The organism is Stenotrophomonas sp. VV52, from assembly GCF_002893095.1.
In the GTDB taxonomy this organism is placed as follows: domain Bacteria; phylum Pseudomonadota; class Gammaproteobacteria; order Xanthomonadales; family Xanthomonadaceae; genus Stenotrophomonas; species Stenotrophomonas aracearum.
Genome location: NZ_PKQQ01000010.1, coordinates 166,187 through 179,664, shown reverse-complemented (window position 1 = coordinate 179,664; position 13,478 = coordinate 166,187). Strand labels below are relative to the sequence as shown.

Sequence of the window (13,478 nt, the reverse complement as noted above, 5' to 3'; positions counted from 1 at the left end):
TAAGTGTCCGTGAAAACGGGGGTGAACCCCAAGCCGCATCGCGGGCCGTCCCCCACCCCCTCAGACACCAGCGCGGATTGGCGGCGTCACGCCAACCGCTCTTAACCCTTTCCCCCACTGCCTCAAAGGAGGTCTCTATGAAACATTTCATCCTCGCTCTCACCATCGCCGCGTTGCTGGCCCCTGGCATCTCGTTCGCTCAGGACGCCGCTCCGGCGGAACCGCAGAAGACCAACAAGCTGCGCCTGTTCAAGGCGGGCGGGATTGGCTGCGCTGCCGGTGCAGGCATCGCCCTGCTGACGGGCAAGAAAGAAAAGACCCTGACGGCGTGCGCCGCGGGCGCGGTCGTTGGCGGTATTGCTTCGTTTCGCGCACAGGTTCAGGAGGCGGAAGAGGTCGCCCAAGCCGCGAGGCAGGCGGGATTGGACGCGCAAGTGCAGACCAAAACAGTGCAGACCACTGACGGCCAGGCCGAGGCTTTGGACGCGTTGACGATTCGCTACAACCCCAAGGACATGCAGGGCAGCAATCCGAAGACGGCCGCGACCTTGGACAAACTGGCGGCTCTGCTCAAGTCCTCGAAAAGCCAGTTGACGATTCGCTTTGAGGGCGGGGATCTCGCGGTGTGCCCGATCCCCGCGGAGGAGTTGTATCGCCGTGGGGCACTGACTGCTCATCGCTCGATTGTGGCGTGCGGGGAGGACAACGAGCCCTTCCTCATTCGTGTGACGCCCATCCCTGACGTTCGCTAAGCCAACCGAGAGCTGGGGGGCGAAAGCCCCTTGGCTCAAATCTTTTTCAAACTCTTGGAGGATCCGATGAGCAACACCCCCCAAAGCCCGGAAGAGCTTCGCCGTCTGCAGGAGCTGGCTGAGCTTTTTGATGACGACACCGCCCCGTCGCCCGCCACCACCACTCCGCCCACAACTCCAAGCGGCGGTGGCGAGGTGTTGAACGCTGCCAAGCATTGGGGCCGCGCCCTCGGGCGCAAGACCAAGGAGCTGACGGAGAAGGCTGTCGAGAAGACCAAAGAAACCCAAGAAGCCTTGGCACGTCGAGCAGAAGAAGCCAAGGCACGCAAGGAAGCCGCCGCAGCCGAGCAGGCGCGGCAACAGCAAGAACAAGCCGAGCGGGAGGATGCGGCAAAGCCATCCGCCCGTGCGCAGCGGATGGATGTGTTCACCCCTAAGCCGCGTTTGGAATCCACAGCGGTTGCACTCGAAGAACCAAGCAGGGCCCAAGAGCCGCTGGCTCCGGTGGTCGTTGTCGAGCCAGAAGCCTTAGAACCGATAACGCCGGACGTGCTTGCGGAAGAGGAGGCAGTGAAGCCGGCGGACCTTTCCGTTGCTTCGGAGGCATTGGAGGACGTGGAGGCGCTGCCCCCGTCCACGCCCGCGCTTTGCATCGCGAACGTGGCAGCGGTTCAACCGGAGCTCTCGCCAGCGCATGCCGCCCCTGCTGGCTCGATCTCAACAACGATCAGCCGCAAGAAGGGTTGGTCAATCGTCGTTGTGGCCAGCGTCGCGTGCCTGGTGCTGGGTGGGGGCATTGCTTGGTGGGTCACTCGCGACACCGGGAAAAACGAACCCGCTCCCACGGCGGCTCCTGCGTCTGCCGTGGCTGCGCCTGTTTCAACTCTGGAAGTGCCGGGCCCGGGGGTTAAGCAAGCGCCCCCTGTTTCGGCTCCTGAACCCGAGCAAGCGCCGGTTGCGGCCGAAGCGCCGCCCGCGTTGCCGGTTGAGAAGGGCGCCGTGCCTGCTCTCGCAGAAGCGCCCAGGGCGGCGGCACGGGCCGAGGTTCAACCGGTGGAGAAAGGCGACAAGCACGCTCCAGACGCAGTTCGAAAGCCGGCCCGGGTGGGTTCCAAAGCGATGCCTGCCGCGGAAGCCAGAGCAAAGCCCATGGCTAGGAAATCGGCAGCGGAAACGCCGCGGGATGAACCGCAGTGGCAGGAGAAGGCAGACAGCGACATGGACGCCTGGGCAAAGAAGGCTGGAATCAACTAACCCCCTTGCGCAAACAAGATGGTCGGTTACAAGTAAATGGTAGTTACATTCAAGGGAGGTTTTACGTTGGGTTGGTTCTTCTTGCCGTATCGCGGCGCCGGGGTTTCATTCACCTCTCGCTTCATGCGGTGGCATGGCGAGACGTTCTTGGGGCGTCCTGATGATCTGGGTTTAAAAAATGTCCCGCAGGCCGTCAAAGACAGTTACTACGATCTGGCCGAGGATCGTCCGGTTGAGTTGCAGCAGCACAATCTGAAAGCGTGGTCCCTTGGGCAGCAGCACGCAGAGGAAGCCCGGCAGGTCAGTAAGGCCGAAATCCCGAAGGCAACCTTTTTGGCCGTGATGGCCGTCAGCTTTGGTTGCGCCCTGATTGCGGCGCCGTTCTCCAACTGGGCTGAATCGCCGGTTGGGATGGCAGTTCAGTTGGTTGCCGGCGCTCTGGATCGCTTGAGTGGACAAGAATCCCGCCCCAAAAGGGCGGCGGCGTCCGCCGAGCCAAAAGCGAGCACGGCACCTGCTCAAAAGGCTGCGCTACCTGCTGAGAAGGAGGCCACTGCGGAGGAACTTGCCGCGCTTCGCGCTGAGTGCGAGGACAGATGGAAAAGGAACGACATTACCAGCAATGCGATTGTGCGGTGCAGAACGATTTGGAATGAGTTGAGCCAGGAGGAACTGAAATGAGATTGAATCTTTACAACCTGCTGGACCTCGCCAACCAACTCAAGCATCGGATCCTGGTGCGCGGAGCGCCTCAAGGGATCGTTGATGCCATGCGTCAAAAATCCTCGGCCAACTACAAGAACGTCCAAGGCCTGGTCAACGCGCACAACCGTGTCTCCAGCCGCCGGCTGGTGGTTCCGAAAGGTCGTGAGAAGAACGCCACGGATTTGGGAGCAGAATACGACGCCGTAAGCGGCTGCTACGTGGTTCCGGAGTCGATGGACGAGAAGGACGAGAAGTTCTCTGTCTTCTGGCCTTCGGCTCCATTGGATCTGCAGAATCAGGAGGGCAGGGCGGAGCTGACCAAAGACGGGCGGCTGATCGAGAGCCGGGTGCTTCCCAGAGACAAGTTCCAAGGGGGAGATAGCACGGCGCTCTTCTTGATGTATGCAGCGCTTCCCATCCTCGGTGCGCTGATCTCAGCTCTCACCGCCATCCCTTACGTCGGTATCTTGGGGTGGTTGCTGCTTCCGGTCGTCGTCCCCTACGTGAGGGCCATTCAAAGGAGCGAGGGCACCGCGGATGCGTTGCGGGCGTTCTTCCTGACCTTTGCATTGCCGTTGGTGCTCATCAAAGGCCTGGGGACGGCGGCTTGGACCAGCGACACCGTGTTGAACGGTGCCATGACGGCAATGACCCTTTATCTCGTGGCCGGGTTCCTCTACTGCCTGATTGCTCCGGTGGAGCAAGATCAGGAAGCGTGGGGCGGAAGGCTGGCACGTCTGAAGGCTTTTGTCCTTTGGAGCAGTGTTGGCATGGTTGCGCTGTTGATCACGACGCTCTTCCCTCCGGTGATCGGCGGCTTCGCCTGGTTCGTGATGGCCGGCGCATACGGGTTTGTCTACTACTCGCGGGACTACAAAGAGCGCACGTTGGCGCTTCAGTCCCAAAGCTCCCGGTTCAACCTGGGCAAGCAAGGGTTGATGGAGCGGGCGACGGCCGAAGCCTTGGAGAACCAAGTTCGGAAAGCCTTGGCTGACAAAACCCCATTCGTTGCCTGGGGCACGGCGACCGGCCACCTGAAGAGAAAAGGGGCGAAGTTCTGCTACGACGCCGGTTCCCCCGCGGGCATCAGCGTCGATGACCTGTTCATGCACGCCATGATTTTGGCCGAAAGCGGCATGGGGAAATCGTCCTACATTCGGTGGCTGATGGCCGAAATCATGAAGTCGGGCTACCCCTGCGCTTTTGCGGTCTTCTGCGGCAAGGGGGCGCTCGCTGGCGAGGTTCGCGGCATGCTGGACTACGTGGTGGAGACCGGCGTCCACCTGGGGTTGATTGAAGGCCTGGATGCCCAGGGCGTGAAGGCTGCGCTGACCAACACTCGCATGGAAGACGACGAGACGGATATTTGGAAGGGGATGTCCGCGGACATCATCGATCACGCGACCGTCATCCTGGAAGCGCTCCACAACCATGAGAACAAGATGCGGGCGTTGGATGCCGCAGAGAAACTGGGCCTGGAGCTTGAGATCGAAGGATTGCTTCAGAAGCAAGATGCTGAGGTGGCCAATGGCGGGGATGGTGCTGATATCGATCTGGTGATCGCCGACCTGGAAGCAAAAATGGCCATTCGCCAGCAAGAGCTTTCCAAGGAGCGCGAGTGGCAGTGGACGCTGGAGCGCCTGAACAAGGTTCTCATCGCCATCAACGACATTCGCACCACGCAGACCAGCAGCTTGCCCGGTGAAAGCTTGTTGGCGGCGGCCAACTTCCTCGGCGTGCAACCCATGCATCTGGGAAGCGATGAGGACTTTGCGGCCCGCAAGAAGGACTGGGACCTTCGGCTGGAAACGGCTCAAAAGACCATTCACCCGGACCTTTTCGTCGGCGGCTCATTGCTTCAGATGTCGTTTGAGTTCGTGCTCAAGAAGTGGCCGACCTACCCGGCCGAAACGCGCGGCAGTTTCATGGCCAACGTGGACCGTCGGATCAATCCCCTGATGCGCGGCAAGTATTTGGTGGACGAGAACGGCGTGCCCTGGCACAGCATTGAGCGAGGCGAAGTGGACGTGGGCCAGATGCTCAAGGGCACCTCCATGGGCGTGAACCTGCCCGACACGCGCCACGGCACCGCCGGCGTGTTGGTTCAGAACCTCATCTGCCAGCGTCTGAACAACGGCATCAAGCTGCGGAACGAAGTCAGTGAAGAAGAATGGCGCGGGCGCGGCGAGCTGCCGGTGATCTTGATCAAAGACGAGTGCCAGAACCTCATTGGGCGCGAGGACCAGATCATCCTGCCGATCTGCCGCTCAACGAAGATGGGCTGTATCTACGCCACCCAGAACGTGGACGGCATTCGGGTGAAGCTGCCCGGGGATGCGGCTGATCAGTTCTTGGGCAGCTTCCAGAACCTCGTTCTGCAGCGCACCACCCCGAAGAGCTACGAGTATGCGGCCAGCCGCTATGGCGTTGAAGAAATGACCTCCTTCAAGCAGAAGGCCGTTGGCTTGGACTACTCCGGTGGGATTGAGATGGCGTTGGACAACTCGTTGTTCGACCCGAATCACCCCATGGCGGCCGGCATGAAGCAACTGCGCAGGGCGGGTGCTGGGCGCTTGGTGGCGACCCACATCGACCCCGTCACCAAGATGCGTTGGACCGGCCAGAAGCTCACGGGGGTTAACGCCGTGAAGGACATTGAGGTGCCGGCGTCCGGTCACCGCGAGGCCCAACCGTTGTTTTCGCAAGCCGAGTTCACCGGCCTGCTGAACCAGCAGGGGCGAGCCATTCTTTGGTTCAACCGGGCTGGCGTTCGTCGCGCCGACGTGTGCAACACCCCCTTCCTTCCACTAAGCCAAGTCGAGGAGGTGGTTGCGGCCATCAAGAAGGAGCGCGAGGCGCGCTCCAAAGACCTTCAATCCCCACAGCAGGAGACCAAGCAATGAACAATCACCACGTTAAAGATCAACAGTTCCGCGCTCAGATGGCATCGAGCAAGGAGCCCGTCGCAGAAAAATGGACAGAGTTGGACCGGAAGGCCCAAGAGCAAAAATCCGAAGTGGAGCGCATGCAGCGCTCCATGGAGCGACGTTTGGACCCAGAGCGGCTGGTGGCGCTGGAGGAGCGAGCAGCGGACTTGGCCAATCAGCGCCATGAAATGGAGGTGAGAGGGCGACCCAATCTCTTCCTGGTCAAGCAGCGGGCAGCGTATGACAAGCAAATGGCGGAGCTGGAGGCTGGTCTCAAAGAGACCCGTAAAGACATTCGAACGTGGCTTCGGAAGTCGGGTCCGGCGGAGATTGCGAAGCATCAAGAGCGGATGGCGAGCAAGCAAGAGGAGCTGGTTAAGACCATCGAGCAGCGCCAGGGAGTGAGCCAGATGCCCTCTGAGCGCGCCAAGGAAGAGCAGCAACGCGCGGGACAGGTGGAGATTCCCATGATGCGCCTGGACGAGTGGCGCAAGCAGCGCCAGCGCAGCGACGACGTGCAGGTGGACTTTCCGAAATACGGCGCGGGCAAGTGGGGTGGGGCCACCTTTGCCGCAACGGCCTTGGCCGAGCAGAAGAAGATGCGCCTCTATGAGGAAGAGTTCGATTGGCAGAAGCAAGATCGCGAGCGCCAACCCAATGTGTTCCGCCAGTAAACACACCACTCAGGGCCCTTCGGGGCCCTTTTTGTTGGGCACGTTCCCTTGTTTGTGAGTGGATCGATCTACCCATAAAAGCAAACGTCAAACGCGGCTCAAAGCAAGAGGCGGGATGGGGGTTGGAAAAGAGAAGAAAGGTTTTGACTAAACATCAAAAGTGTCGATCAATCGAGATTTCTAGGGTTGCCAGTTTTATGAGATGTGGTTGGCTGTAATCAGTCAAACACAACCGGGGGAGGCCCCTATGTATATTTTTGCCGATGCTTACGAGTATGCCGTGGACAATGTGGGGAACCTGTTGATCACTTTGGGCGCGTTTTCGGTGGTGAGCTACGTGGCCGCCAACGTGGCGGGGTTGCTGGCATGATGACGTGGTTGAAGGAGGATTTGGAGCAGATGGATCTGCACACCGTCTCGCTTTTCCTGCAAACCGGGGTTTTGATTGGCGCGGCTTTCATCATCAAGATCGCTTGCTGATTGCCAAAAACGAAAAACACGGTATGCAATGGGGATGGAACCCCAACGTGACAACGCAGCAGGCAACCCCGGTGGGGGCGATTTCTTGAATCGTCCCCACGAGCCGTTGCTTCATCCCATTCTCCACCCCCTGACGCTGGCCCAGTTCTACGGGAAGCATCACGAGGCCGCCGCTGCCGCCGATGCGCGGGAAGTGTTGGACCTGGCCACGCGGTTTTGCCGAGAGGCCCAGGTTTTCGGGTTGGACACCCAGACCGACGCGGGCTTTGACTGGGTGCTGACCCCCAGCCGTTTCTCCAACCGCATTTCCCTGGAGCTGGGGCAGGGTGGCCACACCGCGTTGCTTCAGGTCGATCCGGACCTGTCCGCTCACCCGCTCGACGCAGCCATCCATGCCGGCGTGCTGGGCCACAAGCCCCTAGCCTCCGCCTACGCCTTGCTCCCGGCCGAGCAGCGGGATGGGCTGTTAAGAGAACTGAGGGAATCCATCGGCCAGGTTCAGTCGAACCGCTCCGCAGCGAAGCAGCTTCAGGCCCTCCGAGCCCTGCCTGAACTGCCGGTGCTGTCTCAGCCGCCTCTGGACATCGCCCAACTGCTCCGGCGGTTTGAGGTCCCCGATGCCCAAGCCCGCTTGGCGGCTGACCACATCAAGGCGACCTATGGAGAAGCGCTAACCACAATGCATGGTAGCCAGGTGCTGGCAGCAGCCCATGCGCATGCCCCGCACTTGGGGCTATACGGAGCCCCTTGGCAGACGTGGCTTTGCGAGAGCGCAACGACCGGCAACCTGGATGGGGTGAAGGCCTGTTTGCGCATGCAGGCCGAGCCCAATGTGCCCGACGCCAACGGCGAGACGCCGCTACACCTTGCCGCGCGCCACGGCCACCCCGACATCGTTCGTCGGTTGATTGAGGCCGGCGCGGACCCCGCGTTGGGGAACCCCCGTGGGGAGACTCCCCTGCATGTGGCGGCCCAACACAAACGCGCGCAGTGCTGCCTGGAGCTCATGGCTGCAGGCGCGGACCCTGGGCAGTTGGATCGTGAGGGGCGCAAGCCGGGCGACGCTCACCGGGAGAAGGCACGTGAGCAAGTCCACGGTCTATGACTGCTGGAGCTGGACGGTTCCGTCGAGTATTGAACCGAGCCGCGAGGTGCGTTATTGGCCCCAGGCGTTGCTCTCCGGTTCGGTCATCGCAGCCCTGACGTATCCGGCCGCGCTCTGGCTGGGTTGGAAAATCCCATCCTCACACTCGCTGATGAACTTCGGTCAGGCACTAACTGGCAGCCTGGCAGCGCTGGGCAACCTTGCCACCGGCACGATCTCATTCCGAGAGCCTGCCGCCGCGTTCTGGGAGGTGGCCAAGGAGCAGGCCACGTTTGGCACGTTGTCACGGGTCGGCGTTGCGGCGGGCTTGGCAGGGTGGGCGTCGGCATGGGTGACCCGAAGGGGGTTAATCCCTCGAGCCAACCAGTGGCACGTTTCGGGAGCTCAACTGCTTGAAGGCAAGGAAGCGGTTGCCGAAGCCCGTCGCCGTTCTCTCAGTCCAAAGGAGTCTCGCTCAGAGACGCACGCAGTCTCCATCCACCCGGAATGGATGCGATCAAAGAAGGACTGGGCCCAGCACATGTTCATTTGGGGCGGAACAGGCCAAGGCAAGTCCGTCATTCTCAAGCACATCCTCGCTCAGGTCGTCGGTAAGAACAAAAAGGCGTTCATCTACGACATCAAGGGGGATTTCACGGCCATATTCCGGCGCCCGGTGATCGTCTGCCCGTTTGATAGGCGGAGCTACGTCTGGGACGTGGGGCAAGATGTCGCAACGCAGACACAAGCCTCAGCATTTGCACAGTCGATCATCCCGCCGGAAAGCGGAGCCGGTGCGTTCTGGGCCACTGCCGCTCAGACCCTGTTAGAGGGGTGTCTCCGCGAACTGCAGGCCACCCGGCGACGGGATTGGGGCTGGGCGGACCTGGCTGCGTTGCTCGCCAGGCCGGCCAAGTCCATGTTCGAGGCCATGTCCGTTTACTTCCCTCGCGCAGCGATGTTGATCGCGTCTGAGGACTCCAACACGACCGGCAGTGTCCTCGCCTGCCTGGCCAACGGCACCGCCGTGATTGATCGCTTGGCGACTGCGTGGCCAAGGCGAGACCCGAAGCGGAGCTTCTCAATGGTGGCGTGGATCCAAGACGGATACAAAGGACGCAAACAGCTGATAGTGCAATCAGGGCCGGATCCATTGCTCGCACGCGCGTATATCAGCGCGATGGTCAACATCGCTGTTCCGGAAATCCTGGCATTGAAAGACGATGAGCGAGGTCGTCACCTGGGCTTCTACTTCGACGAACTGACCACGGCCGGAAAACTGAACATTGAACCGCTGATCGCCGTGGGCAGAAGCAAGGGCGTCTCGCTGGTCGCCTGCGTGCAGGACTTGAGTCAGATCCAAGACGTCTACGGAGACAAGGCCGCCCAAGCGTTCGAGTCGATGATCGGCACCGTGGTCTGCTGCAAGACCGCCGGGGCAACAGCGATCGAGCTGGCCGGCAAGATGGGCAAACGAACCGTGGCTTGGCGCACGCATGACAAGAACGCCACGCTCCACGAGGAGTCGAGGGCCGTAGTTTCCCCCGGCCGGCTGATCGATGATCTAGGGCCCAGGAAGGGAAAGCAATACGGCCCTGAAGGGTGGGGCATCCGGGCCATCGTCCAGACCACCGGTGACTTGCTCCTGCTGGACTGGCCTGGCGTGAGTTATCCGAAGGTTCGAGAGGGACAGAAGCGGGCGAAATGGACGAAGCAGGGCGCTCGCCCGGTGGAGCAAAAGCCCATGCCACCGAGTGACGCGCAGAGCGCCGCAGAGGTCCAGCGGGTCTTGAAGATGACCGCCGACCAGGCCGCCGCGGAGCTGCAAAAACGCGGTGCCACGCCGCCGAAGCTCCGCGCCGTTTCAGACGACGAGCTGGAAGCCATCTTCCGCAAGTAGTGGGGTTGTGGAGTCGCTGGGTTTTGGTAGATCTGAAGGGATAGCCAGGACCTGGAGAACTCATGATCAACACCACACTGCTGAAGCGAAACGCCGGGGGAACCAAGGGTGGTTCTGCGTCGATTTACTACCTCTTGGCCCAGGAAAAGCTCTCTGAAGAAGCCGAGCAGGCAAGCATGGCCGTTGGCTACTACAGCCGCTCCGCGCCGAGCAAAGAGGCGCAATCTAAGTTCTACGGCGGCTTGGCCCAGCACCTGGGTCTGGCAGGCGTCCGCGCCACGGAAGAGCTGATGATTCCGCTGACGGATGGATTTGACCCCAAGACCGGTCGAGCGCTATGCCACGGAGCCGGGGATCGCGGACAGGTCAAAGTCCGCTTTGATAAGACCGGCAAGGCCCCGTTGCGCGACAAAGACGGCAAGGTGGTCACGTATCTGGCCGGTGGGCATCGCATCGGCTTTGACCTGACAATCAGCGCACCGCTGGATATCTCCGTGGCGTTTGCACTGGCGTCCGATCCGGCAGAGCAAGAGGCCATTCATGCCGCGCACCGCAACGCGGTCCAGCGGGCGATGGAAGCCTTCGAAGCCATGTCCGAAACCCGGCGCAACAAGGCCGGGAAAGACGTCATTGGGGTGGATGGGTTGATCTGGAGCAGCCATCACCACTACGCCTCACGAGCCGACGAAGCGACCGGGGAGATGGGCCCGAACCTCCACACCCACAACCTGCTCTACAACCTTTCCTTGGGCAACGACGGCAAAGAGGCCAGCCTCTCTGCTGAAGAAATCTACCGCTACCGCAAAGCCATGGATGAGGTCTACAAGACCGAGCTCTACCAGGGCATGAAGGCGCTGGGCTATGGGGTGGACCGAATCCGTGAACTGGACGACGACGGGCAGGAAACCGGGCGCGTCTACGCGCGGATCGCGGGCCTGGACGAGGGGGTGACGGATCGCTATGGCAACCGCCGCAAGGAAATCCTCGCTTACGCGGCCAAGCACAACGTGTCTAATCAGCAGGCCACGTTGGCCACGCGCAAAGACAAGGACGAGCCGCCTTACCAGGAGCTCATCGCGCACTGGCAGGACACGCTGAAAGGCTTCGACGTATCCACGGAAAGCCTGAAGCAGGCCAAGGGCAACGCGCACGAAATGGAGCAAAAATGCCCGGCAGAACTGCTGGAGCGGCTCCATGAGACCGACGCCATCTTCTGCGACCACAACCTCTTGGAGGTCTTGGGCCAGGAATACGCCGGCAGCGTGACCGTGCCAGAGCTCTACGGCTTGGTTGAAGCGTTCAAGAAGGAGCACGGCCTGGTGCTGGTCAACCCCATGCGCCTGCACGACGACGACAAGGGCGACTCGCTGGCAAGGCGGCATACCCAGGAGCGCTACTGCGCCCCGTGGATGCTCCAGATCGAGCAGGAGGTGGTGGCCTTCGCGATTGACCGAGCCAAGGAAACCCATCACCACGTGCCCCAGGCCGACGTGGACCGGGTGGTGAAAGACTACGAGAAGGCCAAGGGCTTTCAACTCTCCCAGGAGCAGCGCCACGCGTTGGACCACATCACCCAGGGCAGCGGGGGCGTGGTCAATCTTTCTGGGCTCGCCGGAACCGGTAAAACGACGATCAGTGAGTGTTTTCGGGCAGCTTACGAAACCCAAGGATTCGAGTTGCTGGGCGTCTGCGTTTCCAACGCCGCGGCCGAGAAGCTGGAGGCGGAAAGCGGCATGTCCAGCGTGAGCATGGCGCAGATGCTCCATGACCTGGACAAAGGAAAGATGCAGTTCCGCAAGACGGACGTCATTGTGGTGGATGAGGCAGGCATGGTCGATGCGCGCAACACCCACAAGCTTTTCAGCTACGCCGCCAAGGCGGGGGCGAAGGTCATCATGCAGGGCGACGTGGAACAGCTTCAGCCCATCGGGGCGGGCTCGGGCTTTCAGCTGACCAAGCAAGCGGTCGGCGATGCCAAGCTCACCGAGATCCGACGCCAGGGCAAACAGGAAGACCGAGAAACCGCGTTGTCGTTCTACGCCACGGACGAAAGCGGTCAGATCATCGATCTGAAAAAGGCCAGCCGTTCCCGGGCCCAGACCCTCGACAAGGGCAACGAAATCAAGGCCCGGTTGCTCGACACCATCCGCGAAACGGCCACGGAGAAGGACGCCCGCGAGCGCTTGCTGCACGAATACTTCGAAGACCCAACCCCGATGCAGGAGAAGTTGGTCATCGCCCACACCCGTGCAGACGTGGCCGCGCTCAATGCGGGCATCCGGGCTGGGTTGAAAGAGCGTGGAAAGCTGGACCAGGAAGAGGTGGTGATCGAGGCCCGGGACAAGGGGCGCAAGTTCGACTTGGCCTTGTCGAAAGGCGATCAGATCGTCTTCACCGCGAAGAACAAGGACCTGGGGGTCATCAATGGCACGCAGGCCGTGGTGGAGAACATCAAGCCCTCAAGGGCGGGCGGCTACGACATCAGCGTTTCCATTCGCTCGGAGACCAAGGCCGATGGCCGGCGATTGACGTTCAACAGCTTCGAAATGAAAGCACTGACGCATTCCTATGCCGGGACGGTTCACAAGAGCCAGGGCCAAGGCAAGCGGGAGGTCTACCACCTGGCGAACCTGGGCATGCTCGACGCCCACAGCGCCCTGGTGGCCTACACCCGACTCACGAAGGGTTCCTACCGCATGTATGCGACGTCCGATGACGTGGAGCGGTTGAGCGAACGCCTGGGGCTGGAACGCCTCAAAGAGACCGTGCTCGACGCGGGACTGAAAGACGATCCGCAACGGCCGGTTGTCCAGGGCCTTGGGGCAGTTGCACGCCCCAACACTCAACGCCCAGCCGCTCAGCGAACGCGCATCCAGGGCAAGCTCGACGCACTGCTGAAGGAGCACGCGGAACGCCCAAAACCGCAGATGAGCGAGGGCGAGCGCAAGGCCCGTTGGCTGCTGGAAGTGCTGGAGCCGTTGCGGCGGGCGCGAAAGGCCTCTCCCAAGCTGCCAGCGCAGTCCCCGAAACACAGGCAGGGCTTCTCGTTGTGAGCAGCAGGCTGGGCGGCCCGCGGCTCCCGCCGGGGCCTTTGCTTTACAGGGTGGCCATGACCACGGCCTGCAGCACCATCACCGCCACGCCGAAAAGGAAGGGGTAGAGGAATAGCCATTTGAAGAACCCCCAAGCCAGGGACGACGGAGCCCCCGCCGAGCGGCGCGGAAACGCCTCGGGCCACGCATACCCTGCCGCCAAGGACTTCACGTAACCCGTGGTGCGGCGACGTGGGTCGCGGATAAGAATGCCCGGCGGCTTGCTATAGATTCGCCAGCCATGCTGAAAGGCCTTGTAGCGCCACGCGTATTCGTGAGCCTCGGCATCGGCCTGGGTGCCCGTCATGCTCGACAGCGGGACGAACGAGAATCGGCGTCCCTGCCAGCCCCCACGAGCACTGCGGTGCTGCTGCTCGCGTTGCTTTAAATCGACGGTCTGCCCCACGTAGCAGCACCCGTTGTCAAAGAACAACCCGTAGAGATGGCGTGGGCGGGGCAGGTATTTCTGATTGCGTTTCCAGTTCAAGGGTCCTCCATCGATGGGTATACCTACATACCCATAAAAGAAAGAACCGATTCGTCAAGCCATGGCACGAACAAGGGCCCCGAAGGGCCCTTGCCGAGATACGATCACCTCCTTTTCCACCAC

10 protein-coding genes are annotated in these 13,478 nt (G+C 61.4%); 9 read left to right on the top strand and 1 reads right to left on the bottom strand.

Annotated features, from left to right (window positions below):
* The first annotated feature begins 137 nt into the window (after positions 1-137).
* The 9 genes from C2U58_RS16110 (at position 138) to mobF (ending at position 12,829) form a co-directional block, all read left to right on the top strand.
* Positions 138-752, top strand: a complete 615-nt coding sequence (locus C2U58_RS16110; protein WP_102946780.1) for a hypothetical protein — start codon at positions 138-140, stop codon at positions 750-752.
* 66 nt (positions 753-818) lie between these two features.
* Entirely contained in the window at positions 819-2,006 is a 1,188-nt protein-coding gene (locus tag C2U58_RS16105; RefSeq protein ID WP_146033485.1) for a hypothetical protein, read from the top strand.
* Positions 2,007-2,042: 36 nt separating this feature from the next.
* Positions 2,043-2,687: a hypothetical protein gene (locus C2U58_RS16100; RefSeq protein ID WP_102946778.1), complete on the top strand. Its 645-nt coding sequence runs from the start codon at positions 2,043-2,045 to the stop codon at positions 2,685-2,687.
* Positions 2,684-5,614 (top strand): hypothetical protein, encoded by a 2,931-nt coding sequence (locus tag C2U58_RS16095; protein ID WP_102946777.1) that lies wholly within the window; start codon positions 2,684-2,686, stop codon positions 5,612-5,614. Before C2U58_RS16100 ends, C2U58_RS16095 begins: the two co-directional genes overlap by 4 nt.
* Positions 5,611-6,312 (top strand): hypothetical protein, encoded by a 702-nt coding sequence (locus C2U58_RS16090; protein WP_102946776.1) that lies wholly within the window; start codon positions 5,611-5,613, stop codon positions 6,310-6,312. The genes C2U58_RS16095 and C2U58_RS16090 overlap by 4 nt, the downstream gene beginning before the upstream one ends.
* Before the next feature lie 247 nt (positions 6,313-6,559).
* Positions 6,560-6,682 (top strand): hypothetical protein, encoded by a 123-nt coding sequence (locus C2U58_RS20400; protein WP_254918208.1) that lies wholly within the window; start codon positions 6,560-6,562, stop codon positions 6,680-6,682.
* Between the two features lie 195 nt (positions 6,683-6,877).
* Positions 6,878-7,897, top strand: coding sequence for an ankyrin repeat domain-containing protein (locus C2U58_RS16085; RefSeq protein ID WP_146033484.1), 1,020 nt, complete (start codon positions 6,878-6,880; stop codon positions 7,895-7,897).
* On the top strand, positions 7,875-9,776 hold the full coding sequence (locus tag C2U58_RS16080; protein ID WP_102946792.1) for a type IV secretion system DNA-binding domain-containing protein: 1,902 nt from the start codon (positions 7,875-7,877) through the stop codon (positions 9,774-9,776). Before C2U58_RS16085 ends, C2U58_RS16080 begins: the two co-directional genes overlap by 23 nt.
* 62 nt (positions 9,777-9,838) lie before the next feature.
* Entirely contained in the window at positions 9,839-12,829 is a 2,991-nt protein-coding gene (mobF, locus tag C2U58_RS16075) for a MobF family relaxase (protein ID WP_102946774.1), read from the top strand.
* A 43-nt stretch (positions 12,830-12,872) separates the two neighbouring features.
* Here mobF and C2U58_RS16070 read toward each other — a convergent pair whose 3' ends face one another.
* Positions 12,873-13,355, bottom strand: a complete 483-nt coding sequence (locus tag C2U58_RS16070) for a GIY-YIG nuclease family protein (protein ID WP_053091854.1) — start codon at positions 13,353-13,355, stop codon at positions 12,873-12,875.
* Between the last annotated feature and the right edge of the window lie 123 nt (positions 13,356-13,478).